Source organism: Priestia megaterium NBRC 15308 = ATCC 14581 (assembly GCF_000832985.1).
GTDB lineage: Bacteria > Bacillota > Bacilli > Bacillales > Bacillaceae_H > Priestia > Priestia megaterium.
The window spans coordinates 1,392,966-1,418,686 of record NZ_CP009920.1; the positions used below are offsets into that span (position 1 = coordinate 1,392,966).

Annotated in this window: 27 protein-coding genes; all 27 read right to left on the reverse strand. The window is 38.4% G+C overall.

Going from position 1 to position 25,721, the window contains the following annotated elements:
• Window positions 1-48: 48 nt before the first annotated feature.
• The 27 genes from dnaG to hemW all read right to left on the reverse strand — a co-directional run bounded on the left by dnaG (window position 49) and on the right by hemW (window position 25,594).
• On the reverse strand, window positions 49-1,857 hold the full coding sequence (gene dnaG, locus BG04_RS07790) for a DNA primase (RefSeq protein ID WP_034648873.1): 1,809 nt from the start codon (window positions 1,855-1,857) through the stop codon (window positions 49-51).
• A gap of 41 nt (window positions 1,858-1,898) precedes the next feature.
• Window positions 1,899-2,300 (reverse strand): YaiI/YqxD family protein, encoded by a 402-nt coding sequence (locus BG04_RS07795; RefSeq protein ID WP_231101813.1) that lies wholly within the window; start codon window positions 2,298-2,300, stop codon window positions 1,899-1,901.
• A gap of 380 nt (window positions 2,301-2,680) precedes the next feature.
• Window positions 2,681-3,484 (reverse strand): pyruvate, water dikinase regulatory protein, encoded by an 804-nt coding sequence (locus tag BG04_RS07800; RefSeq protein ID WP_013059222.1) that lies wholly within the window; start codon window positions 3,482-3,484, stop codon window positions 2,681-2,683.
• 33 nt (window positions 3,485-3,517) lie between these two features.
• A complete protein-coding gene (gene ccpN, locus BG04_RS07805; RefSeq protein WP_025750542.1) occupies window positions 3,518-4,156 on the reverse strand; it encodes a transcriptional regulator CcpN in 639 nt (212 codons plus the stop codon).
• A gap of 258 nt (window positions 4,157-4,414) precedes the next feature.
• Window positions 4,415-5,179 (reverse strand): DNA repair protein RecO, encoded by a 765-nt coding sequence (recO, locus tag BG04_RS07810; protein ID WP_014458194.1) that lies wholly within the window; start codon window positions 5,177-5,179, stop codon window positions 4,415-4,417.
• A 27-nt stretch (window positions 5,180-5,206) separates the two neighbouring features.
• Window positions 5,207-5,350 (reverse strand): YqzL family protein, encoded by a 144-nt coding sequence (locus BG04_RS29610; RefSeq protein WP_014458193.1) that lies wholly within the window; start codon window positions 5,348-5,350, stop codon window positions 5,207-5,209.
• A 155-nt stretch (window positions 5,351-5,505) separates the two neighbouring features.
• Entirely contained in the window at window positions 5,506-6,411 is a 906-nt protein-coding gene (gene era, locus BG04_RS07815) for a GTPase Era (RefSeq protein ID WP_016765588.1), read from the reverse strand.
• Window positions 6,404-6,802 (reverse strand): cytidine deaminase, encoded by a 399-nt coding sequence (locus BG04_RS07820; RefSeq protein WP_013059226.1) that lies wholly within the window; start codon window positions 6,800-6,802, stop codon window positions 6,404-6,406. Before BG04_RS07820 ends, era begins: the two co-directional genes overlap by 8 nt.
• A 92-nt stretch (window positions 6,803-6,894) precedes the next feature.
• Complete coding sequence (locus BG04_RS07825) at window positions 6,895-7,170, reverse strand: diacylglycerol kinase family protein (RefSeq protein ID WP_318857846.1); 276 nt, start codon at window positions 7,168-7,170, stop codon at window positions 6,895-6,897.
• 79 nt (window positions 7,171-7,249) lie between these two features.
• The gene (gene ybeY / locus BG04_RS07830; RefSeq protein ID WP_014458190.1) at window positions 7,250-7,720 is read right to left on the reverse strand and encodes an rRNA maturation RNase YbeY; all 471 of its coding nucleotides are present in this window, start codon (window positions 7,718-7,720) and stop codon (window positions 7,250-7,252) included.
• A complete protein-coding gene (locus tag BG04_RS07835) occupies window positions 7,717-9,825 on the reverse strand; it encodes an HD family phosphohydrolase (protein ID WP_026106700.1) in 2,109 nt (702 codons plus the stop codon). The genes ybeY and BG04_RS07835 overlap by 4 nt, the downstream gene beginning before the upstream one ends.
• Window positions 9,826-9,888: 63 nt before the next feature.
• Window positions 9,889-10,863, reverse strand: a complete 975-nt coding sequence (locus BG04_RS07840) for a PhoH family protein (RefSeq protein WP_034648869.1) — start codon at window positions 10,861-10,863, stop codon at window positions 9,889-9,891.
• A 3-nt stretch (window positions 10,864-10,866) separates the two neighbouring features.
• On the reverse strand, window positions 10,867-12,054 hold the full coding sequence (yqfD, locus tag BG04_RS07845; protein WP_034648867.1) for a sporulation protein YqfD: 1,188 nt from the start codon (window positions 12,052-12,054) through the stop codon (window positions 10,867-10,869).
• A gap of 16 nt (window positions 12,055-12,070) precedes the next feature.
• Window positions 12,071-12,355 (reverse strand): sporulation protein YqfC, encoded by a 285-nt coding sequence (yqfC, locus tag BG04_RS07850; RefSeq protein WP_013059232.1) that lies wholly within the window; start codon window positions 12,353-12,355, stop codon window positions 12,071-12,073.
• A gap of 59 nt (window positions 12,356-12,414) precedes the next feature.
• Window positions 12,415-12,876: a hypothetical protein gene (locus BG04_RS07855; protein WP_016765593.1), complete on the reverse strand. Its 462-nt coding sequence runs from the start codon at window positions 12,874-12,876 to the stop codon at window positions 12,415-12,417.
• A gap of 31 nt (window positions 12,877-12,907) precedes the next feature.
• Window positions 12,908-13,891 carry a flotillin-like protein FloA gene (gene floA / locus BG04_RS07860; protein WP_013059234.1) on the reverse strand — a complete coding sequence of 328 codons (984 nt, stop codon included), beginning with the start codon at window positions 13,889-13,891 and terminating at the stop codon, window positions 12,908-12,910.
• The gene (locus tag BG04_RS07865) at window positions 13,891-15,222 is read right to left on the reverse strand and encodes an NfeD family protein (protein WP_016765594.1); all 1,332 of its coding nucleotides are present in this window, start codon (window positions 15,220-15,222) and stop codon (window positions 13,891-13,893) included. The genes floA and BG04_RS07865 overlap by 1 nt, the downstream gene beginning before the upstream one ends.
• 178 nt (window positions 15,223-15,400) lie before the next feature.
• Window positions 15,401-15,844 carry a GatB/YqeY domain-containing protein gene (locus BG04_RS07870; protein WP_013059236.1) on the reverse strand — a complete coding sequence of 148 codons (444 nt, stop codon included), beginning with the start codon at window positions 15,842-15,844 and terminating at the stop codon, window positions 15,401-15,403.
• 15 nt (window positions 15,845-15,859) lie between these two features.
• Window positions 15,860-16,033 (reverse strand): 30S ribosomal protein S21, encoded by a 174-nt coding sequence (rpsU, locus tag BG04_RS07875; protein ID WP_013059237.1) that lies wholly within the window; start codon window positions 16,031-16,033, stop codon window positions 15,860-15,862.
• A 226-nt stretch (window positions 16,034-16,259) separates the two neighbouring features.
• Window positions 16,260-17,618 (reverse strand): tRNA (N(6)-L-threonylcarbamoyladenosine(37)-C(2))-methylthiotransferase MtaB, encoded by a 1,359-nt coding sequence (gene mtaB / locus BG04_RS07880; RefSeq protein ID WP_034648865.1) that lies wholly within the window; start codon window positions 17,616-17,618, stop codon window positions 16,260-16,262.
• A gap of 5 nt (window positions 17,619-17,623) precedes the next feature.
• Entirely contained in the window at window positions 17,624-18,376 is a 753-nt protein-coding gene (locus BG04_RS07885) for a 16S rRNA (uracil(1498)-N(3))-methyltransferase (protein WP_034648864.1), read from the reverse strand.
• A gap of 19 nt (window positions 18,377-18,395) precedes the next feature.
• Window positions 18,396-19,337: a 50S ribosomal protein L11 methyltransferase gene (gene prmA, locus BG04_RS07890; protein ID WP_013085059.1), complete on the reverse strand. Its 942-nt coding sequence runs from the start codon at window positions 19,335-19,337 to the stop codon at window positions 18,396-18,398.
• Window positions 19,338-19,454: 117 nt separating this feature from the next.
• Window positions 19,455-20,585 carry a molecular chaperone DnaJ gene (gene dnaJ / locus BG04_RS07895; protein WP_013059241.1) on the reverse strand — a complete coding sequence of 377 codons (1,131 nt, stop codon included), beginning with the start codon at window positions 20,583-20,585 and terminating at the stop codon, window positions 19,455-19,457.
• Window positions 20,586-20,820: 235 nt separating this feature from the next.
• Window positions 20,821-22,638: a molecular chaperone DnaK gene (dnaK, locus tag BG04_RS07900; RefSeq protein WP_013059242.1), complete on the reverse strand. Its 1,818-nt coding sequence runs from the start codon at window positions 22,636-22,638 to the stop codon at window positions 20,821-20,823.
• A 30-nt stretch (window positions 22,639-22,668) separates the two neighbouring features.
• Window positions 22,669-23,229, reverse strand: coding sequence for a nucleotide exchange factor GrpE (grpE, locus tag BG04_RS07905; protein ID WP_016765598.1), 561 nt, complete (start codon window positions 23,227-23,229; stop codon window positions 22,669-22,671).
• Between the two features lie 105 nt (window positions 23,230-23,334).
• The gene (gene hrcA, locus BG04_RS07910; protein WP_034648859.1) at window positions 23,335-24,363 is read right to left on the reverse strand and encodes a heat-inducible transcriptional repressor HrcA; all 1,029 of its coding nucleotides are present in this window, start codon (window positions 24,361-24,363) and stop codon (window positions 23,335-23,337) included.
• 91 nt (window positions 24,364-24,454) lie between these two features.
• The gene (hemW, locus tag BG04_RS07915) at window positions 24,455-25,594 is read right to left on the reverse strand and encodes a radical SAM family heme chaperone HemW (RefSeq protein WP_016765599.1); all 1,140 of its coding nucleotides are present in this window, start codon (window positions 25,592-25,594) and stop codon (window positions 24,455-24,457) included.
• Window positions 25,595-25,721 lie beyond the last annotated feature (127 nt).

Sequence of the window (25,721 nt, forward strand, 5' to 3'; positions counted from 1 at the left end):
AAATTTTAAGGAAAACCTTCTAAAAGTGGGACTAATACGCAATATCGTTTATTTTAACGTTTTTTTTAACTGTAAAATTTCCATTGCTATTGTCGCAGCTTTTAAATAATCTTTTTGACGCTCTGCTTCTTGCTTTTCTGCTTCTTTTTTTTCTATCGCTACCCTTTGTGGGTAAATCAATATCGTTTGGATATAATCATTTAAAGCTTGCTCCGACAATTCATCATTGATTGACATCATCGCCAATTCTGAAGCTAGACTAGACAACGAAGACTCGGGCAACCGTTCGATAAATCCGCTCGGATTAGGCTCGTGTCCTTCCTCGTAATAAGCATACAAATATAGAACAAGCGCACGATGTTCCTCAACATTGAACTGACCTTGAAGTCGGTCTTGAATTCTAAATGCTACATCCTTATCTTTCAACATATGAGCGATCAAAAAACGTTCTGCATTTTGATAAGCCGGTAATAAGCTTCTCTTTACGACTGGTTGTCTATTTATATTATTTCGATTTGGAGAATCATTATCCTTTTTCTTTTTTTCAGTTCGATACACTTGATACTGCTGTTCTTTAAGCGCATCTAATGAAATGGAAAACTCTTGTGCCAATTGGCGTAAATAATGATCTCGCTCTACAGCTTTCGTAAGGAGGCTTATTTCTTTCAAAACGTCTTCAATGTATTGCATACGTTCAGATTCATTTTGTAGATTTCGTTTTCGGCGGAGATACCTCATTTGAAATGCCATAATGGTCAAGCTGCTATTAATAACATCATTTTGAAACTTCTCTGCCCCGTATTCTTTAATATAATCATCCGGGTCATAACCATCCGGCATCACAGCAATCTTAACGGTACAACCTACATTTGTTAAGATAGTAGTTGCTTTGTGCGCTGCTTCAATTCCGGCAGAATCTGCATCATAGCAAATGATAACGGACTCTACATTTCGGCGAATAATCTTGGCTTGTTCTTCTGTTAAGGCAGTTCCCATTGTTGCAATTGCGTTCGGGCACCCAGCTTTAACAGCCGAAATAACATCTGCAAATCCTTCAAATAAAATAACCTGCTGATTTTTGCGTATATGTTTTTTAGCGCGGTGAAAGTTGTAGAGTGTGCGACTTTTGTTAAAAATAGAAGTTTCGGGACTGTTTAAATATTTAGGCTGCCCTTTTATCTCTTTTAGCAGGCGACCTGAAAATGCAATTGTTTTGCCTTGCAAGTCAGCAATAGGAAACATAATTCGATCACGAAAACGATCAAAGTACGTTTCATCTTGGTTGCGTTTAATGATTAAACCTGCATGTTCCATCTCTTGCGGATTAAACCCACGTTTTGTTAAGAACTTACTTACAAATTCCCACGAATCTAAAGCAAAACCTATCTCAAATTCATCGATAATTTCTCGTGAAAACCCTCGATTTATTAAATAATCATAAGCATCTTGGCCTTCTTTTGTATTTACCAATAAATGATGGTAAAATTTCTTTAAAAGCTCGTGTGCTTCAATCATTTTATTGCTAGGCTTTTGATTATCTTCTTCATGAGGATGTATCTCATGTTCGAAAGGAATATCTCCTTTTTCAGCAAGCTGCTGAGCTGCTTCTGTGAAGGACAGTCCTTCTAATTCCATTATGAATGAAAATGAATTCCCCCCTGCACCACATCCAAAGCAATGATAAATTTGTTTATCAGGCGATACTGAAAAAGACGGTGTGCTTTCCCCATGAAACGGACAGAGTCCAAAATAATTGCGCCCTTGTTTTTTTAGTTGTACATAATCGCTTATGACGTCGACAATATCTACTGAATGCCGAATACGGTCGATTACTTCATCAGGAATTCGATTTGCCATAGTAACAGCTCCGTATTTCATATAATATTCTTCACTAAGTGCTAAATTCCTGCAAGTTTCGACAACATTTTTTCAAAAGCTTGAATGAAATGCTGGCGATCTTCTTCACTAAATGCCTTTGGGCCTTTAGTATGACGGCCTGACCGTCGCTCTTTTGCAGAAACATAACGAAAGAAAAGCACCGTATTCATTTCGTCGTCATTATAGTACTTTCCACGAGGAGACAGTGCGTAAACCCCTCGACTTACTAACATGCTTGCTAAGCCAGTATCTTGAGTTACCACAATATCCTGCTTGACTGCGTGATTTAAAATATATAAATCTGCGGCTTCCTTTTCTGCATCCACATAGACCCATTTTCCTGGTGTAGGATTTGTTTGCATGTGAGCATAGGAAGCAACAAACACAAGATCGATGTCATATGTATGTGTAAGTTCAACGATTTCTGCTTTAACAGGGCATGCATCAGCATCGACAAAAACTTTACTTTTTCTTTTGCTATAACTCTGTATTCTACATCCCTCCAGAGATTCCTTCTAACAATTTGTTATTTCCTGTAGATGGCATTTGTCGAATACTTTTTTCGATTTTGACTTGACTTTTATATAAATAGTTTATTCGTTCTTAACAAAGTCTAAACCTAAAACTATTCTTTTTTATCACAATTTTTTATTATAATATAAACAACCTATATTTTCTATACTAAAGTCACTTGTTTTTAAAAGTTCTGTCATATTCATCTTTGGGATATTTTCTTAGGCTTACAGCATACAAACATAAGAAAGCAATCTCCTTTATGTCACGCACAGAGGAGATCTATCGTTTATTTCTTTTTGATGGTATTAAGAATGATACCAGCTGTTTCTTCTACGGCTCTGTTAGATACGTCCACCACTTCACAGCCAATCTTATCTACAATCCCTTGGAAAAATTCAAGTTCTTCTTTAATACGACCAATATTAGCATAAATTGCTTTATCGTTTAGCCCAAGAGACTTTAAACGTTCTTTACGAATATCGTTTAACTTTTCAGGACTAATAGTAAGTCCTATACATTTCTCAGGTGATACGTGAAACAGCTCTTCTGGTGGATCTACCTCAGGTACAATCGGAACATTGGCTACTTTCAAACGCTTGTGTGCTAAAAATTGAGAAAGAGGTGTTTTAGATGTTCTTGATACACCGATTAATACAATATCCGCTCTAAGAATGCCTCTCGGGTCACGACCATCATCATATTTCACTGCAAATTCAATTGCTTCTACTTTCTTAAAATAATCTTCGTCTAATTTTCTAGCCATTCCAGGCTCATAGCGAGGAGAAAGTTGATAAGAAGATTGAATTTTATCAATTAAAGGTCCAATAATATCAAATACCTCTACCCCGTTCTTGGACGCTTCTTGAATTAAAAATTCTCTCATTTCGGGCTTTACTAGCGTAAAGCCAATAATAGCATTGTTCATCTTCGCTACTGAAACCACTTCTGAAAGTGTTGCGATGTCCTCTACGTAAGGCACTCTTTTAATTACAAAGTCCGTCATATTGAACTGACTTGATGCAGCCTTTACAACTAGTTCAGCTGTCTCACCTACAGAATCCGAAATGACATAAAGACATGGGTTGTTCATATTTTGTGCATCCCCTTTTTAATCCTTTTTCACTTATAATACTTCATCATTTGCTAATGCTACTAGTAATTTTGTAATATTTGTTTTGGTAATGCGTCCCACCACTTCAAAATTGCCGTCTCCCTCTTTAATAACGGGCATAGCATCAATCTGTTTTTCAATTAAGATCTTAGCAATATCAATTAACAAATCTTCGCGATAGCAATATGTAATGTTGGGCATTCTCGTCATAATAATATGAACAGGAATAGATGTGAGCTCTTGCTTTCCGATACTCGCGCGCAATAAATCTTTACGCGACAGTACTCCCACTAGCTGGGATTTCTCATCCACTACAAAAAGGGTCCCCACGTCTTCTAGAAACATTGTACAAATAGCATCATATACTGACACATTTTCGTTCACAACCACCGGGATAGACTGATATTCTTGCACCTGTATTTTTTTTATTTTATCTGTAAGAAGCTGTGCTCCTGTTTTACCTGTGTAAAAGTAACCTACGCGCGGTCGCGCTTCTAAATAACCAGCCATTGTTAAAATAGCCAAGTCCGGTCTTAGTGTTGCCCGCGTAAGGCTAAGCTGATCTGCAATATGCTCGCCTGTAATAGGGCCTTCGTCTTTGACAATTTGCAAAATTTGTTCTTGTCGTTTGTTCAGTTCGATTGTACTCACCACCTAATCATTAAATGTGACATACTATTTATAAAACATTATATACTTTTTAAGCAAAAGTAAAAGCTATAACTGATTAATTTTAGCATTTTATCTTTTTAGAATGCCGTTTATTTTACCACGGCTTCTCAAAAAAAGCAGGCATTACGCTTACAATAAGCGAAGCTACCCCTTCGCTCCACAGTAAAAAGGGTGTCCCCTACACACTACGAGGCACCCTAGCGACAGCAATTCCTTGCATATCACTGATTATCTTTTCTATTTCTCATCAGACAGCGATTGTTTTAAAGACTCCATCTGATTCAAAAACCGCTTTGTTTTTAAAAACAATCCTGAATATTCTTCGTAATATTGATCAATTACGAACTTTAATTGTTTTTTTGTTTCGGGCTTAACAGAAATAGAACCTAATCGCTTTAAATCAATGTAATAAAATAGCCTTAATAGTTTAACCGTCATCGGACTAATTTTCAAATGATAAGGATCTTTTTCTAAGCACCGATGACAAATAAACCCGCCTTCTCGAATGGAAAAATGAAATGTTCCTTCACCTCGATGGCAGACTGCACATTCATTTAATGTAGGATGAAGACCTAGAACGTTTAACATTTTCATTTCATAAATAAATGTTAAGATCTCTGCATCATACTCTTCGTTCATATAATGAATGGTTTGGTGCAGCAGTTCAAATAGAAATGGATTTGGTTTATTGTTCTCAGTAGCTTTATCCGTTAATTCAAGAATATAAGAAGCATACGCTGTTGTGAAGATATCTTCGCGTATGCTTCTCATAGATGAGATAACTTCTCCTTGATGGAGAGTGCCCATTCCTGAACCTGCTTGTATAAAAAAGTATCCATACGTAAATAATTGTGTGACGGAAGCTAAGCGACTACTGGGCTTTTTTGCCCCTCTTGCCATGAGACCCACTTTTCCGAGTTCACGTGAATAAATGGTGACAATTTTATTTGATTCACCGTAATCATTCGTTCGAATGACAATTCCTTCACACTTTTTAAACAATCATCATCACCGCCATCTTACAGAAGGCTAAGACAAGGGAGAATTGAGACTTTCGCTGTTGTCCTCATATGTTTCGGGTCTTTCTTTCACTTCATTTTCAAGTTCCTTAAAAATGAGATAAGTATCAATGCTACCTGTTTGTGAAAAAATGTTCCAAGTAAAATTCAACATAGAACTCCCACCTTTCTAACCATAAAGATCAGATACATATTTCAATTCCTTATGTTTAGAATAGCCTTCCGACGTAAAATCATGTAACACAATTTTTTACAAATTACCTTCTTTTATGAAGGGATATAAATCGACGCAAACAAGAACACAAATGATTAATATTCGTCTTCTCTAAATCCAAAGTCACGGAGATGCGACGCTCGATTTCGCCAATCTTTTTGAACTTTTACCCATAGTTCTAAAAATACTTTTGAACCTAAGAGGGCTTCAATGTCTGCTCTTGCTTTTCTTCCTACCTCTTTTAACATCTTTCCTTGCTTTCCAATTACGATGCCTTTTTGTGAATCTCTTTCGACGATAATTGTAGCGCCCACGTAAACAGCACCATTATCTCGTCTTTGCATAGAATCCATCACAACGGCAATAGAATGAGGTATTTCTTCCCTCGTTGCATGCAGTACTTTTTCACGAATTAATTCCGTAATAATAAAGCGCTCTGGGTGATCAGTTACTTGATCTGCCGGATAATATTGCGGACCTTCCGGCAATCGCTGCTTAATTTGATCAAGCAAACGCCCCACGTTATTTCCTTGTAAAGCTGAAATTGGCACAATTTCAGCAAAAGGATATAAGTCTTTATAATTCGTGATAATTGAAAACAATTCGTCTGGGTGAATTTCATCAATTTTATTAATCACAAGGAAAACAGGCGTTTTTGTGTCCTTTAAACGCTCGATAATAAATTCATCGCCTCGACCTAAGCCTTCTGTTGCGTTAATCATAAATAAAATTAAATCTACTTCTTTAAGCGTATTTTGCGCTACCTTCATCATAAAGTCGCCTAATTTATGCTTTGGTTTATGAATTCCTGGTGTATCAATAAACACAATCTGCGCCTGATCTTCCGTGTACACACCCTGAATTTTATTTCTAGTTGTTTGCGGTTTGTCACTCATAATCGCAATCTTTTGACCAATTACTCGGTTCAAAAAAGTTGATTTCCCTACGTTTGGTCTTCCAATAATTGAAACAAAACCTGACTTAAATTCATTATTACTCATGTAAATCCTCCGATGAAAATGCTCCTGGAAGTAATTCTTCCACAGTTAATTCTTGTATGTCATTTTTTAAATTAGTTAATATAACTTTCATTTCTTTTGGACAAAGCTCAGAGATTACTTGTCTGCATGCTCCACACGGAGAAACAGGACGATCAGTATCAGCTACTACAGCAAGTGCTGCATACTCTTTATCTCCTTCTGAATAGGCTTTAAATAAAGCCGTACGCTCAGCACAATTGCACATGCTATAAGCTGCATTTTCAATATTGCAGCCGCGATAAACCTTTCCATCTTTCGTCAATAAAGCTGCACCAACTTTAAATTTTGAATAAGGTACATAAGCCATTTCACGAGCTTTTTTCGCTTCATCAATCAGTCCGGTCTTATCCATTTATCCGCTCTCCTTTTTGCGCTTCTACATGTCTTTTAACTTGTCCTTTTTTATTATACCACGGGGGTGTAAAGAACCAAAAAGAATCCTTCTTAAAACAAATACTTTAAGAAAATAATTCCTCCTATAAGGACAGCAAAACACGCATAGACCAACACCGCGGCTGCGGCTGCATCTTTTGCGTGTTTTGCTAGTATGTGATATTCAGGAGAAACTAGATCGACAACTTTTTCAACTGCTGTATTCATTAACTCCAAGCTGAACATGCCTGCAATCAGAAGCAGCACAACCGTCCATTCACCAGCTGTAATTGACAGCACGGCGCCTAAGAGAAGGACGATGAAAGAAGCTGCTACGTGAATTTGCATATTTCTCTGTGTTTTACAAACATAGAGAAACCCTTCTATTGCATAACCAAAGCTACTGACAACTTTAGCTATCCCTTTTTTATCGCGAGAGTCCATATTGTTCTAAAATATCTTTTTGACGTGTAAACATCTCTTTTTCATCTTCTGATGTTTCATGGTCATATCCAAGCAAGTGCAAGAAACCGTGAACCGTTAAGAATCCTAGCTCCCTCATAAACGAGTGATTGTATTCTTCTGCTTGCTCATGAGCTTTTGGAATCGAAATGACAATGTCCCCTAGGACTCTTGGCATCTCATCTCCGATAATTTGCATTTCATCTTCGCCCATTTCTTCTAGCGCAAACGATATTACATCCGTTGGCTGATTTTTATGGCGGTATTGATGATTGATTTCTTGAATTCGATCATTATCCACAAATGTAACGGATACTTCTGCATCCTCTTGCAGATTTTCATATATAGCAGCAGCTTCAAGCAGCTGCTCAAGCTCTTTTTGCTGTTCTTCACTTACTTCGTTTGTTTCATCAATAAAATCAATAACTAAACTCATACCTTCACCTTCTCTTTTTTTATCTCTGGATATTCGATTCGGGAATGAAAAATCCCATTTAAAGTTTCACATAGTGCTTGGCGAATTAACTCTAGCTCTTTAAGCGTTACGTTACACTCGCTAAGCTGCTCATCCTGCAAGCGATCTTTAATAATATTTCGCACCAAGTTCTCAATTTTTTCCGGAGTCGGATTGGACATTGACCTTACGGCTGCTTCTACACTATCAGCTATGCAAATAACCGCTGCTTCTTTCGACTGAGGCTTTGGTCCAGGATAGCGATATTCTTTTTCATCAATTTTTTCTTCTGTTTGTTCAAGTGCCTTATGATAAAAAAACTTGAGCAAAGTCGTTCCGTGATGCTGCTCTGCAATATCTACAATCTCTTTTGGAAACTTGTGATTTCGCAAAATGGTAGCTCCATCTGTAGCATGTGCGATTATAATATTTTTACTAGTCTTAGGACTTAGTTTATCATGCGGATTAGTAATATTCATTTGATTTTCAATAAAATACTGCGGTCGCTTCGTTTTACCAATATCGTGGTAATAAGCCCCGACTCTCGCTAATAAACCGTTAGCTCCTATCGTTTCGCACGCCGCTTCAGATAAGTTTGCCACCATTACGCTGTGATGGTATGTTCCGGGTGTTTCGGTTAAGATTTTGCGTAATAGCGGATGATTAGGACTCGATAATTCAATCAGCTTCATCGTAGATAAAATGCCAAATCCACTTTCAAAAAACGGAAGCAAACCTATAGTTAAAACGGAAGCAATAACACCAGATGCAATTGACATCATGCTGTAATAGCCAAGCTCTACAGTGCCGATTTGGCCATTTTTAATGAAAATAATAGCAAAGCTGATAATTACGTTTACCATAGCCACAAATAGACCTGCCTGCAAAATCCGTGAACGTCTGTGCTGCCTGCTTAAAAATAAAATAGCAGCAATATTGCTAATTAAAAAGTAGATCCCAATGTTCATATTAAACGAGGTTGTCAATTCACCATTAAAAATAATGCTTCCACAAATAGCAAATACAACGCTTGATAAAATAGCAATACGTTCATCCATTAAAATTCGAATCAGCAAACCTCCCACCGCAACAGGAGCTAAGAAACCAATTTCTGATAAATCAATTTGCTGAAACAAGCTTAAGATTTTCATGAGGCCAATCGTAATGGTTGCTACCAATACATACAACAGCAAGGGCTGATATGTCTTGGTGTGAAATTCACGCAAATAGTAAATGAGGCCCGCTATCATCATTACAATCAGCAAAGCTAACCCTGCAAAAGGCTGAATAGAGCCTTTATTATTCAACAATCCCGCGAGCTGGAGCTGACGATATATATCAGGATTAATAAGCTGATTTTCTTCTACAATAATCTGGCCTTGTTTGATTCGGACAGGCTCCACTTTTTCCACAGCTGCTTGACGGTTTTCAGCTGTTTTTTGTGGATCATAAATCACATTTGGAATGATAGCGAATTTAGCAATTGCATTCATTGAATCCTTTAGAGAATTGCTGACATTGGTGTAAACAAGCTGACTTTCTACTTGATCTTTTTTCTCTTCTACATCGCTAATCTTCACTTGATCTTTCATCACATGATGAACGGCCGTGACTACAGCATCTTTCGCAATCGATAAATCACTGTTAGAAGACTGAAGCAGCTGCTTAATGGTATCTTTTGGCAAGTTTTTTTGAATGTCTTCAGGAAGCTTGTCCTCTAGCATTTTTTGTTTGGTTTTTAATACGGCATCGATACTGTCATCTTCATGATCTTCTTTTTCATATTCTGTATTAACTTCCATCATCGCATCAAAAATAGATGCAACAAGATCGACTTGGTTCTGTGCGTATTCTGTTTTTTGTGTATACACATCTTCAACGGCTTGTTCTGCCTCTGCCCGTTTTTTCTCTGTGCTTTCTTTATCTTCAATGGTAACGGGTGAGTAAATGGTTTGCGGGGAAATAGATAGTAATCTGAGATCTAATTCCTGCGGCTTTACATTGCTATACATAGACGCAAACATCATTACACCTAACAAGGCATATAACCCAATTTGAATTAACCGTAATCGCTCGATCTGTGCCATTGTTTGCTTGATTATCCGAAACGTTGACACAAACGTACCCCCTTTTACAAAAAATAGACCCTATTAAGAAAGGGTCTTTTGGTCAGCTTGTTCGTACGCTTGAATGATGCGTCCCACAAGTGGATGGCGCACAACATCTGACTGTTCTAGATGAACAAATGAAATACCTTTAACATTGGTCAGGATTTTCGAGACAGCCGCTAGACCAGACTGAGCTCCTTTTGGTAAATCAATTTGTGAAATATCTCCTGTAATCACCATTTTAGACCCAAATCCTAGTCGTGTTAAAAACATCTTCATTTGCGCCATCGTGGTGTTTTGCGCTTCGTCTAAGATAACAAACGCATCATCTAGTGTACGACCTCGCATATAAGCAAGGGGTGCTATTTCAATAACTCCGCGTTCGATTAGGCGTTGCGTATGTTCTGTTCCTAATACATCATGTAATGCATCGTACAGAGGCCGCAAGTACGGATCTACTTTTTCTTTCAAATCTCCTGGCAAGAAGCCAAGACTTTCACCTGCTTCAACAGCAGGACGTGTTAAAATAATACGCTGTACGTGACCATTTTTAAGAGCATTAACGGCCATGACAACGGCTAAATACGTTTTACCGGTACCAGCAGGCCCAATTCCAAATACCAAATCATTTTTCTTAATAGACGAAATGTATTGACTTTGTCCTAATGTCTTAACACGAATAGTCTTACCTTTTACATTTTTACCAATCTCTTCTTCATATACATCTTCAAAAAACTCAAGAGAATTTTTCTTAGCTAATTGAATCGCATACACAACATCTCGTTCAGATATGGAAATATTTTTTCGGATAATGTTCAGTAACTTTTTAAGCATTTCTTCCACTAGCTGAACATTTTCTGTACTTCCGGAGACTACAACAGTCTCACCTCTTGAAATGATAGAGACCTGCATTTCTTCTTCAATTCGCTTTAAATTCGAATCTTGTACGCCAAATAATGAAATGGCTTCGTTTGAATCATCAAGTTGTACGTTAATTGTTACTAGCTGTTCTGACATTCATCAATCTCCTTGAATAATTGGTTGAGTGTTCGCAATATTTTCTATAACTTGGTAATGTATTGATAATCTAACTTTACCATTGTCCTGTTCTTGGTGCAAAACTTTTTCACCTTTTATTTTAGCATCCTCACCTAAAGTTGATAGTAATTTTTTTCGACCGATTTCCAAAGCTTTTTCCATCGCCTCTTGTTTAGAATAGACGCGCTGCGAGTTTTGTTCTTCTCGTACAGCAACTTTCTCATACGACAGAGGTAATTTCCATTTAAAAAAATAGAGTGGATGCTCCACTTTTTCTGTCACCTTTGAGGCGTATTTTTCTTTGTTAAAAGCCCAAAGAGGCATTTTAAAAGCTTGAAAATCTAAATAGTGCTTCGTATATCCATTACCCGTTAATACCTGAAAATCAGTTTTTAAAGGCACTTCCACCTCAGACTTATACCATGTTTCACCGTAGACTTTCCCTTTAGCAGCTACTACCTTTTTATTTTTTTCGTTTCCAATAATACCGGAAACTAGGACCTCGCCTTCATTGACAAAATCATTAACCTTGACTAAAGGTTGTCCTTTTTCGACAAACAAATTCGTAATAATGGCTTTCTTTTTAGCAATCAAATGTTGGTAAGGTGTTTTTTGCTGAGGCTTGGGCTCATTTTTTTCAACCACTTGGAAGTGATAAGAAGTGCCGCGCACTTCTACTCCCACCCAGGTAATATTGTTCATATTATCCGTTAAATAGCGCTGAATTTTTTCAGGACTTTCTAACAGAAATTGAAACTCTCCTCTTTTTACACCTATTTTGGCAAGCTGCTTAGTCATTTGATGTTCTGTTTGTGGTTCTGCACCGCTAATTTCCACTTTCCACACCATGTTGGAAAGCAAACCAAGAATAATAAAAAAAGAAAGAAAACCTAAAGCAAATCCACTATTTTTGATCACTCGTTTTGTTAAAAAAGGAAAACCTCTGCCTCTTATAAAATAAATTTTACAATCTGCGTTGCGAATTAGTATACGAATTTTCTTTACATCTTTCAATAATATCGTTGCTGTTGCTAGTTGACCGTCAACTTTATGGACATTCGAAATCATAATCTGTTGTCTCACACAATTATTTAAAAAACGTTCAATTCCTTTTCCAACAATTCGAATACGTACGGTACCAATAACAAAGTTTGTCCATCCATTCTTCATTTTTTTCCTCCTTGTGTTATTGTTCTAAATAAAGAACTTGATTGATTTTACCTTCTAAAACCAGTTCTTCTGGCAGTATTACTTTAATGACCAGTCCTTCACCTCGAATTAACATTTGTCCCTGTTTTAGTAACACGCGTATTTCAGTATCAGAAAAGGCTAATAAACCTTTATGGTTTTCAATATAAATGTGTATTTGTCCAACTAACGTAATACGGGGAAGATCCATTAATACATCAGCGGGTAGTTCCATTGTTTTTGTCATCCATCTTTTCATTTGGTGTCTCCACTTTTTGCTCATAAAAAGAACCCCCTTTCATCTCATGTTTATGAGAAAGGAGGTTAATGTATCACATCTATTTATCGTTTATATTTACGTTGTTTCGATTTTGGAGGCCCTAGAATTTCGGACCATACCACTCCTTGAACAGCTTCTTTACGAGAAATGGGCTTGAAAACGTTTTTCTCACCCGTGATTTTTGGTTTGTCAACTGTGATTTTCTTTTGAATAGACGGTTCATGATACGAACGATTTTTTAGCTCTTCCAATTTTTCTTGCAAAGGATTTGTTTCTGCTGAAAGAACAGTTTCCGGCTCCCTACGAGCTGTTTTTGGCTCTTCTTTGACAGGTCGATATCTAGGTCTTTCCCGCCTTGAAGGATTGTTTACAGGAGGCATAGGAGCTCTTTTAGAACGCTGCTGTTCTTCCTCTTTCGACTGAGCTATAAAACGCTGCACAACGTTAAAAATAATCCCTCCAACGATGACAAAAATGAAAGCATTATTAATAATTAGTTTAATAAGCGTTTCAACGATATTCATTAGGAGAAAACCTCCTTGTTAAGCTGATTCATTATTTCTCATCGTCTTCTTTAGACATTTTTCCAATTGAATCACGCATATCCGTATCAGCAGTCAAGTTTTGAATATTCATATAATCCATGACGCCAATATTGCCAGAGCGCAGTGCTTCTGCCATCGCTAACGGTACTTCTGCTTCTGCCTCTACTACTTTTGCACGCATTTCCTCTACTTTTGCACGCATTTCTTGTTCTTGAGCAACGGCCATAGCACGACGTTCTTCGGCTTTTGCTTGTGCAATATTTTTATCTGCTTCCGCTTGGTCTGTTTGAAGAACTGCCCCAATATTTTTCCCAATATCGATGTCAGCAATATCAATGGATAAGATTTCAAACGCTGTTCCTGAATCCAGTCCTTTTCCTAACACCGTTTGAGAAATCATATCGGGATTTTCCAATACTTTTTTGTGATCTTTTTGCGAACCGATTGTAGAAACAATCCCCTCGCCAACACGGGCAATAATCGTTTCTTCTCCGGCTCCCCCTACTAGTCGATCAATGTTTGCACGAACGGTAATTCGAGCTTTTGCTTTGACTTCGATTCCATCCATAGCCACCCCTGCAATAAAAGGTGTTTCAATAACTTTTGGATTAACGCTCATTTGTACAGCTTCTAGCACATCACGGCCCGCTAAGTCGATAGCTGCTCCGCGCTCAAATGTTAACTCAATATTTGCTCGGTGCGCTGCAATCAACGCATTTACCACACGGTCAACGTTACCGCCTGCTAAATAGTGGCTTTCTAATTGATTAATGGTAATACCTAAACCTGCTTTACTTGCTTTAATTAACGGGTTCACAACGCGAGATGGTATCACTCGACGAAGTCTCATTCCGACCAGTGTGAAAATACTAATACGAACGCCTGCTGCTAATGCTGAAATCCATAGCATAATCGGTACAAAAGTGAAAAAAACAGCTAAAGCAATAATTGCTAGACCAATAACTACAAAAAACAATACGCTACCTACTTCCATTAATTAAGGTCCTCCTTTTTCAAAGGCTCTGTAAGCTTCCGCACCACAACCCTTGATCCCTCTACTTTTATAATATTTACTAACACATCTTTGTCTAAATATCCGCCTTCAGTGACTACATCCACATACTCTTCATCGATGAGCACGGTACCTGAAGGACGAAGCGGTGTCGTTGTTTTACCTTGTTTTCCTATTAATTCATAACGATTTTGATTCGACACGTAGCCAGATTCAGTATTAAGTGAATCATTAAGCACCATTTTTTTGAAAGGTGTAAGCTTTCTTTTAAAAAATTTCATCATCACAAACGCACCTCCCAGTGCCACCACTATTGCAATTACAAGAGAAATTCCCATTTCGATATTATTATCTGTTGACATAAAAAAACTTAAAATGATAGCTCCAAGCCCTAGCAGTCCTAAAACGCCGCCTGGTACTACAATCTCTAACAGAAGCAGTATAATTCCTGCTATAAATAAAACGAGGGCTTCCATTCCTGCTAATCCAGCTACCATATGGCCATAGAAAAATAAAAGAAGTGAAGCTATTCCAATAGAGCCCGCAATACCAAATGAAGGCGTAAACAATTCAATTACAATTCCTAAAGCACCAATGGATAATAAAATGGGAACAACAAGCGGATGGGTAAGAAAACGAGCAATTTGTTCACTTACACTCATTTTTGCATACGTCAGTTTAGCATCTTCATAGCCAAGTACGCTCAGGAGATCATCTAAATTTTTTACAGTTCCTTCTGAATAACCAACTTGCTCGGCTTGCTTCGGAGTGAGCGTCAGCAATTCGTTTCCTTTTAAGTTGAGCTCAGGTATTACCATCTTTGTGTTTGCCATCGCTTCTGCATATTTAGGGTTTCGGTTATTTTGTTCTGCTGCGCTCTTCATAGCCGATAACCAATAAGACTGAGCTTTTTTTCCTGCTGCATTTCCCTGTTGGTCAATCACAGCTGCCGATCCCATTGTAGAACCGGGTGTCATATAAATTTGATCGGCGTTAAGTGCAATATAGGCTCCGGCTGATAATGCTTTTTTATCGACAAAAGCAGCGGTAGGAATAGGTGTTGAGGTTAAGCTTTTAGCTATTTCAGAAGCTGCATCTACAGCTCCTCCAGGAGTATCTATGTCCAATATAATCAAATCTGCACCGTCATTTTCCGCATCTTCAATGGATCTGTTTAAAAAAGAAAGCAATCCATTTTCTACCGTTTTATTGACAGGAATAACGTGTACGCGCTTCACGTCAGCGGTGCTAATAGTGGGGAATAACCCAGTGGCTAAAATAAGAAAGCACGCGAAAGAAAATAAGGTTTTCACCGAATACACTTCCCTCCTTCCATAGATAGTATGAGTATGTACCTGTATATACGTATAACTTTAACAATAGTTTCAAATTTTTTAAAATTTATCTATTTTCTTCTTTACACTCGAAAAACAAAACATAAGTTCGATTATTATCCATATAAAAAACACCTTACACAAGGTAAGGTGTTTTTTATGATAAGTGTTGAAGGACAAGCTTATTAACAAGAGAGCCATCCGCTTTGCCTTTTACTTTCGGCATAAGCGCTCCCATAACTTTCCCCATATCAGCTTTAGAGGAAGACTGCGTTTCTTCAATCGTCGTTTTAATAATTTCAGATAACTCTTCTTCGGTTAGCTGTTTAGGAGCGTAAACTTCTAAAACCGCTAATTCAGAATGAATTTTATCAACAAGATCTTGACGACCTGCTTTCTCAAATTCATGGAGGGAGTCTTTACGTTGTTTGAATTCGCGAGAAATAACCGTCAACTCGTCTGCTTCAGTTAGGTCAGTCCCTAACTTAATGGCTTCGTTTTGAAGAGATGCTTTGACCATACGAATGACCCCAAGCTTCTCTTTCTCTTTGTTTTTCATCGCTTGTTTCATATCACTATTTAAACGCTCGAGAAGACTCATAAATCCACCCTCTTATTAGAACTTGCGTTTTCTAGCAGCTTCAGATTTCTTCTTACGCTTTACGCTAGGCTTTTCATAGAATTCGCGCTTTCTTGCTTCTTGTAACGTACCAGTTTTTGAAACTGAACGTTTGAAGCGACGAAGAGCATCTTCAAGCGATTCGTTTTTACGAACAACTGTTCTTGACATTCTAATTCCCTCCCTCCGAACAAAACCACTAACATCATAATGAAATGACATGTTAGACATGTCTTTTGCAATTATAATATAATGATTCCTTAAGGTCAACCGCTTTACATAAAGTAATGCAGTTATTCCCCCTTTATTTTATGAACTTTCTTGATAAAACATTACTCACTCAGCTGTTTTATACGTATGAAAAAAGCTGCGTAAACACGCAGCTTTCCAATAAGTGTTATGAGCTCATTTTTACCTGATCTTGAAGATGAACCTCATCTAGCACGCGAACAAACTCACCTTCATTGTACGGATATCCAGCTTTTGTAATTTTAACTTTTACAAGCTTTCCAACCATTTCTTCAGACGCTTTAAACACAACCTTTAAGTAGTTATCGGTATATCCTACGTATAAACCACTTTCAGGGTCTTCTTTATATTTTTCTTCCGGAATTACTTCTAGTACTTCTCCTTCAAACGTTGAAGCATATTCTTTTGCCAATTGATTTGAAAGTTCGATTAAACGATGCACACGTTGATTTTTTACTTCTTCATCAATTTGGTCGGTCATACGAGCCGCTGGCGTACCTGTACGTTTAGAATACGGGAATACATGAAGCTCTGAAAAACCGTGCTCTTTAATAAAGTTATACGTCTCCATAAACTCTTCTTCTGTTTCACCTGGGAAGCCAACAATAACATCGGATGTAATCGCTAATCCAGGAAGAGCTTCTTTCAGACGGTTTAAGCGCTCACCAAAGAACTCCATTGTATACTTACGACGCATGCGCTTCAATACCGTATTTGAACCTGATTGAAGAGGAATATGCAAATGACGTACAACCATTTCTGATTGATCTAGTACCTCAATCACTTCGTCCGTAATTTGACTTGCTTCAATTGACGAAATACGAATGCGTTTTAATCCTTTTACTTGAGACTCTAAATCACGAAGAAGCTGGGCAAGATTGTAATCTTTCATGTCTTCTCCGTATCCGCCAGTGTGAATACCTGTTAACACGATTTCTTTATAGCCCGCATCCACTAGCTGCTGCGCTTGTGCTACTACTTCTTTAGGATCACGAGATCGCATTAAACCGCGCGCCCATGGAATAATACAGAATGTACAGAAGTTGTTACAGCCTTCTTGAATCTTTAATGAAGCACGCGTACGGTCTGTAAAAGCCGGTACATCTAGCTCTTCATATACGCGTGTTTTCATAATGTTTCCTACGCCGTTAATCGGCTGACGCTCTTTTTTAAATTGTTCAATATAATCAAGCATCTTAACGCGATCTTGTGTACCTACTACGATATCAACACCAGGAATGGCCATAATTTCAGCTGGCGAAGTTTGAGCATAACACCCAGTTACACAAATAACCGCATCTGGATTTTTCCGCACAGCTCTGCGAATAACTTGACGGCTTTTTTTATCTCCTGTATTTGTTACCGTACATGTATTAATTACATATACATCGGCAGCTTGTTCATATTCAACACGCTCATAGCCTTGGCCTTTGAACAATTGCCAAATTGCTTCTGTTTCATAGTGATTTACTTTACACCCTAGCGTGTGAAAAGCAACTGTTGACATAATCGTCACCTCATTAACTCAGTTTGATAAGATATAGCAGACAGCGCATATAAAGGAGCTGTTTCTGCTCGTAAAATCCGCGGACCAAATCCGCTTATTGTAAATTTATTTTCTTCTAATACTCCTACTTCCTGCTCGGTCAAACCACCCTCGGGGCCTACAACCACAAGCACGGAATGGCCGGGTTTTAAAGCCGAAAGAACAGCGTGCAGATGAGATGTTTCTCCTTGCTTTGCTCTTTCTTCATAGGCTACAACTTTATGAGTATAGTCACCGCTAATTTCTACTAGTTTTTTAAAAGAAATTGGGGCTTCTACTGCTGGTACAATCGTACGATGAGATTGTTCTGCAGCCTCTTTAGCAATCTTGTTCCAGCGATCTACTTTTTTTTGACTCTTTTTATCATCCCATTTAACAACTGAACGAGCCGCAATAAAAGGGATAAACTTATACGCCCCAAGTTCTGTCCCTTTTTGGATAATAAGCTCGAGCTTATCCCCTTTAGGCAGACCGTTCACAATTGTAACATGGACTGGAAGCTCTTTTTCTTCGCTTATCCATTCTATAATAGATGCTTTCACTTCGTTAGCGGAAATATTTTCAATTTCACACAAAGCAGCTTGCCCCTGTTCATTACAGGCAATAAACTGTGATCCTTCATTCATTCTCATGACGCGTGAGATATGATGGGCATCATCCTGTGTCACTATGACACTTTGCTCTTGAAATTGATCATTTGGCAGAAAATAACGTTGCATCTTGACACCTTCTCACTTGTTAAGCTTGTTTTTGCGCAATAATTGCTACCCAGTCTTCCATAAGCGTTACTTCTTGAATAACAAAGCCCGCTCCCGTTAACGCTTTTTTGACATCTTCTTTTTTCGCACTAATAATACCTGATGTAATGAACATGCCTCCTGGCTTTAATACCTTTGCAGCATCGTCTACAAAACGAACGATTACTTCAGCTAGAATATTCGCCACAACAATGTCAACCGGTCCTTCTATACCTTGCAATAAGTTGTTTTGACCTACTGTTACGACGTTCCCAACTTGATTTAGTTCAATATTTTCGCGAGCAGAACGTACCGCTACTTCATCAAGGTCTAGAGCTTGTACATTACTTGCTCCTAACAGAGCTGCGCCAATGCTTAGCACTCCTGAACCTGTACCCACGTCAATAACGGTATCTCCTGCTTTCACTGTTCTTTCCAATGCTTGAAGAGACATAACCGTTGTTGGATGCGTACCTGTCCCAAAAGCCATTCCGGGATCAAGCTCGATAATCAATTCATCTGTGCTTACTTTTTCATAGTTTTCCCAAGTTGGTACAATCGTAAAACGCTCTGAAATTTTCACGGGATGGTAATATTTTTTCCAAGCAGTGGCCCACTCTTCCTCGTTCACTTCACTGATCGTAACTTTGTTAGCTCCTAAATCAAAGTCGTAAACAAGCAGTCCATTAATTTCTTTTTTGATACCATCCACAGTTTCTGCTAAAAAACTGTTAACTGGAAGATATGCTTTAATCACTACACCTTCTTCTGGGTAGTCTTCTACGTTTAAATCGTAGATTTCACCAAAAGTTGTATCTCTGTCTTTCACTAAATCAGCAGGATCTTCAATGACTACCCCGCTAGCTCCTGATTCATGTAAAATATGAGAGATGGGTTCAATTGCTTCTTGCGCTGTATGAATACAAATTTCAGACCATTTCATTGCTACCAACTTCATCCTTTCTGCCTTCAGTAATATAGGATTTTAAATATGAACATGACAGATGACAGGTTGGCAAAGTACCTTTACCAACCTGTCTCTGTTTACTATGAAAGACAATTATTCTCCTTTAATTGCTCGTTTTACTTTTGCAAAAAAGGAATCATGCTGCTCATCAACGGCTTCTTGACCGCTCAGTTCAGCGAACTCACGCAATAATTGTTTTTGTTTTTCTGATATTTTTGTTGGAGTTACAACTCGAACGTGAATATGCTGATCTCCTTGACCATATCCTCGTACGTTTGCCACACCTTTTCCTTTTAAACGGAATTTCGTTCCCGTTTGTGTACCAGCAGGAATCTTCAACTTCACCTTGCCGTGTAGAGTTGGTACTTCTACTTCATCACCTAGCGCTGCCTGAGCAAACGTCAAAGGCATTTCGCAGTAGATATCGTCTCCATCACGTTCAAAGAATTCATGAGTGCGCACGTGGAACACTACGTATAAATCTCCCGGAGGACCACCATTTACCCCTGGTTCTCCTTGAGCACTTACGCGCAGCTGTTGACCATCATCTACACCAGCTGGAATTTTAACATTAATTTTACGTCGTTTTGTTACTTTACCGTCACCGTGGCACGTTGCACATTTGTCTTTAATGATTTTTCCCGTACCATTACAATGATGACACGCACGTCGATTTACCACGCGGCCAAACGGCGTGTTTTGTTCAACGTTTAACTGACCTGAACCATTACAGTGCGAACATGTATCGACTTTTGTTCCAGGTTTTGCACCTGAACCGTGACATGTTTCACACGTTTCTTCACGTGGAATTTCAATTGTTGTTTCTTTTCCGAAAACAGCTTCTTCAAAAGAAAGTGTCATCGTGTATTGTAAATCGGCACCTTGTCTCGGAGCATTAGGGTCACGTCTGCGACCACCACCACCAAAGATCGAGCTGAAAATATCTTCAAAGCCGAAGCCGCCAAAGTCTGAGCCGCCTCCACCAAAGCCGCCAAAGCCTTGATTTGGATCAGTATGACCAAATTGATCGTATTGTGCTTTTTTTTGGTCATCACTCAATACTTCATATGCTTCTTTTACTTCTTTAAATTTGTCAGCAGCATCTTCCGCTTTGTTAATATCTGGATGATATTGTTTAGAAAGCTTGCGGTATGCTTTTTTTATTTCATCTTTTGTAGCGCTCTTACTGATACCGAGTACTTCATAGTAATCTCGCTTACTCATCAATACTCACTCCCGAATCGTTTCACATAAACGTAATTGTATCATTATTAATAATTCCATAGCAACATAAAAGTTACTTTCTATTGCTCCCGTGCACGCAGAGAGCCAAGTGAAAAACTTTCCCTTTCGCTTTTCCACGTTAAAAAAGTCAAAGCCAAGAAATAAGCTTGACTTTGACTTTTTAAAAAGATGTGAATCGCACCATGGCGTCATTCACGTTAGTCGTCAAGATGCATTATTTTTTGTCGTCGTTTACTTCTTCAAACTCTGCATCTACAACATCATCATTTTGAGCGCCTTGTTCACCTGCTTGCTGAGCTTGTTGAGCTTGCTCATACAATTTTACAGTTAACGCTTGAACGATTTCTTGAAGTTCATCTTTTTTCGCTTTGATTTCTTCAAGGTCATTCTTTTCAATCGCTGCTTTTAAAGCATCTTTTGCTTCGTTAGCTTTTGTTACTTCAGCTTCTTCTACTTTTCCTTCAAGATCTTTTAATGTTTTTTCAGTTGTAAACACTAATTGATCTGCTTCATTGCGTAGTTCCACTTCTTCTTTACGTTGCTTATCAGCATCTGCGTTTTCTTCCGCTTCTTTTACCATACGGTCGATTTCATCATCTGATAAACCTGTTGAAGATTTAATTGTAATAGCTTGCTCCTTGTTTGTACCTAAATCTTTTGCACGAACGTTTACGATACCGTTTTTGTCAATATCGAATGATACTTCGATTTGAGGTACTCCGCGTGGTGCAGGTGGAATATCAGTTAACTGGAAACGACCTAGCGTTTTGTTGTCTGCAGACATTGGACGCTCACCTTGAAGAACATGAATATCTACAGCCGTTTGGCTATCTGCAGCCGTTGAGAATACTTGTGATTTACTTGTTGGAATCGTCGTATTACGCTCAATTAGCTTTGTAAATACGCCACCCATTGTTTCGATACCTAGTGATAAAGGGGTTACGTCTAGTAATACAACGTCTTTTACATCACCAGTTAATACGCCACCTTGAATTGCTGCACCAAGTGCAACTACTTCATCAGGATTTACACCTTTATGAGGATCTTGACCAGTTTCTTTTTTGATTGCATCTTGTACCGCTGGGATACGAGTTGAACCACCAACTAAGATTACTTTATCAAGTTCGCTTGCAGAAAGACCTGCATCTTTTAAAGCTTGACGCACAGGAGCCATTGTACGCTCTACAAGACCTGCTGATAACTCGTCAAATTTAGCACGTGATAAAGATACCTCTAAGTGAAGAGGACCAGCTTCTCCAGCAGTGATAAATGGTAAAGAAATTTGTGTAGATGTTACACCTGATAAATCTTTTTTCGCTTTTTCAGCCGCATCTTTTAAACGTTGAAGCGCCATTTTATCTTTGCTTAAATCAACGCCGTTTTCTTTTTTGAATTCAGCTACTAAATAGTCGATGATTACTTGGTCAAAGTCGTCACCACCAAGGCGGTTGTCACCTGCAGTTGCGCGAACTTCAAATACGCCGTCGCCAAGTTCTAGAATAGATACGTCAAACGTACCGCCACCAAGATCATAAACTAAAACTGTTTGATCTTCATCTGTTTTTTCTAATCCGTATGCAAGTGCTGCTGCAGTAGGCTCGTTAATAATACGCTCTACTTCTAAACCAGCAATTTTACCAGCATCTTTTGTTGCTTGACGCTCAGCATCATTAAAGTAAGCAGGAACTGTGATAACAGCTTTTGTTACAGGCTCACCTAAATACTCTTCAGCATAACCTTTTAAATGTTGAAGAATGATAGCTGACATTTCTTGAGGGGTGTATTGCTTGCCTTCAGCTTCCACCTTATGGTCTGTACCCATATGACGTTTAACTGAAATAATTGTGTTAGGGTTTGTAATAGCTTGACGTTTCGCTACTTCCCCAACTTGACGCTCACCGTTTTTGAATGCCACAACTGATGGCGTTGTACGGTTTCCTTCTGGATTTGGAATTACTTTTGGTTCGCCGCCTTCTAATACAGCGACACAAGAGTTAGTTGTACCTAAATCGATACCAATGATCTTACTCATTGACAATGACCTCCTTCATAATATGTAGTGTTATTGATTCACTTTAACCATCGCAGGGCGGATGATTTTATCTTTTAATTTGTAACCTTTTTGAAGCTCTTCTACTACCGTGTTCGGTTCGTATTCATCGTCTTCTACTTGCATCACTGCTTGATGCTCGTATGGATCGAATGTTTTCCCGACTGATTCAATTGCTTCAACACCTTCTTTTTGAAGTGCCTCTACTAATTGACGGTATACCATTTCTACACCTTGCAGCACAGATTTAGTTTGTTCGTCCGCTGTGTTAACTTGTAATGCACGTTCGAAGTTATCAAGTGCTGGTAAAATATCCGAAACTAATGATTGAGCACGGTATTTTTGAGCAGCTTCTGCATCGAGACGTGAACGACGACGGAAATTATCGAAATCAGCTTGTAGACGTAAGTAGCGATTCTCTTCTTCTTCAAGCTGTTGCTTTAATTGATCATTTTCTTGTTGAAGAGGGTTTACTTCCTCAGACACTTCAGCTTCAGTTGCTTCAGCAGCGTCTGTTTGAACTTCTTCAACCACTTCTTCGTTTTGTTCTTCTACTTGCTTTTCGTTTGACAATTCATTCACCTCCCTTAAATGTTTACACACATTTTCACATTTTAAACAACGTTTTTTATTTTATCACAGGGAAAGGATGGAAGTAATATATTCCACCCGATTCCTTTATTCTTTATACAAGTTTGTTAATACTTGAGACATATCTGATGACAGCAGTGTAAGCAAACTAATCACACGCGCATATTCCATGCGGGTCGGTCCCAGTATAGCAATTGTGCCAAGCTGTTCGTGACCAAAGGAATAACTAGCTGTAATTAAGCTGCACCCTACCATTTCATTCAATTTATTTTCATGACCAATTTTCACATGTATGCCAGCCTCATTTGGGCTTAACAGCTTATAAAACTGCTGTTCATGTTCAATAATGTTAAACAGCCCGCGAATTTTATTAAGATCATGAAATTCCGGCTGAGCAAACATATTCGTTTTGCCGCCAACTACTAATTTGCCATTCATGTTGAGCTTTAATGCATCATTGAGTATATCCATCGTCTGCTCATACCCTTGAATGTGGCTTTTTAAGAGCGTCGCTACTTCTTTGTACATTTTATCATGTAAATCAGTAATGCGAACGCCGATGAGCTTTTCGTTTAAAATGTTAACCATTTTTTCAATATCGGAAGGTTGAATACTGCTCGGCAGTGTAATCGTCCGACTTTCAACGTGTCCTGTATCGGTCACAATAATGGAAACAGCTGACTGAGCCGTTAAAGGTAAAATCTGCAGCTGTTTTAACTTATGGCTGACCGCTTTTGGTCCTAGCACAATAGACGTTAAACTCGTTAAATCAGATAAAATTTGCGCTGACTTTTGAACGAGCTGCTCCAGTTCTACAATGCGTTCAGCGAATACCGAACGCACCGTGGAAACGTCGCTTGCTTTCAAGTGCTGCGGGGACACTAGATGATCAACATAATAACGATAACCTTTCTCAGACGGAACGCGCCCTGAAGAAGTATGAGTTTTTTCAATAAATCCAAGTTCTTCTAGGTCTGACATCTCATTACGAATCGTAGCCGAACTAAAATTAAACTCTTCTTTCTTAGATAATGTTCGAGAGCCTACCGGCTGCGCAGATCGAATGAAATCATCAATAATGACTTGTAAAATTAATAACTGTCGATCAGTAAGCACGCTTCATCACCTCTGTTAGCACTCTAAAACTCTGAGTGCTAAATCTAATAATAAATTACCAAATCACTATAGCGATGTCAACGATTTGATATTAGATTATCCCAATAAAGGCTTGAAAAACTTCATTCCCCAAAAATCGACCATTGTGTGTTAAAAAGACTGAGCTATTGTCTTCACCCAGAAGTCCTTTCTCTTTGTATTCTTGAATAGGTTCTCCAAATACATCTTTTAATTCTCGATTGAATTTTTTCTTAAACTCCTCTTTTGAGACTCCTTTCGTTTTACGAAGGCCCAAAAACATTTCTTCTTCCATTTTTTCAGCCTCGGTCACGCTCACTTCATTGAGATATGCATTTCCGTTTTGCTCGACCGAATCAATGTACTTTTTTAATGGTCCAATATTTGCTCGTCTTATTCCGTCTATATAGCTATGTGCGCCTGCGCCAATTCCGTAATAATCGTCGTTGTTCCAATATGTTAAATTATGAATACTCTCGTAGCCTGGCTTTGCGAAATTACTGATTTCGTATTGATGAAAACCTTGTTTGTCCATTTCTTTCATAAGCAGCTCATACATCGCTGCTTCTTCTTCTTGAGCAGGCAGCGGCAGCTTCCCCTTGTTCATTAGATTATAAAATACCGTTTTAGGTTCAATAATCAACGAATAGGCAGACATATGCTCTACCTCTAATGAAAAAGCCGTTTGAAGCGTCGAAGAGAAATCAGCTACCGTTTGTTCTGGCAGGCTATAAATTAAGTCTAAGCTTATATTCGACATTCCAATCTTTCTCGCTTGCTCAACACATTCAAATACCTGTCTGTTTGAATGCACACGTCCAATTTTCTCCAATAATCTTTCATTAAACGTTTGTACACCAATGCTTAAACGATTCACGCCATAATCATGGAGAAGCTGAAGCTTTTCTTTTGTCAATTCATTCGGATTGGCTTCAAATGTAAACTCACCTTTTTCGTCATAAGGGAGGTACATACGAATCGATTCTAAAAAATACTCCAGCTGCTGTTCATCTAAGGCTGTGGGCGTTCCACCCCCAACGAATATCGTGTTTAAATTGGTTGTTGGATAGCGTTCGACTGTCTGTTTCATTTCTTCTCGCATGCTTTCCAAATACGGCATAACGGGCTGATTTTTGAAAAACACTTTATTAAAGTCACAATAGTGACAAATATGATGACAAAACGGGATATGCAGATATGCTGCCTTCACCATGGACTTCCACCTCAATCACATTTATAAATGATAAAAATACCGCAGAGTCTCTCTGCGGTATTTTTATCTATGTTCGTTCACACTTATTTACAGCGCTCAAAACTCTTTACTATCGTATCAGATTAGC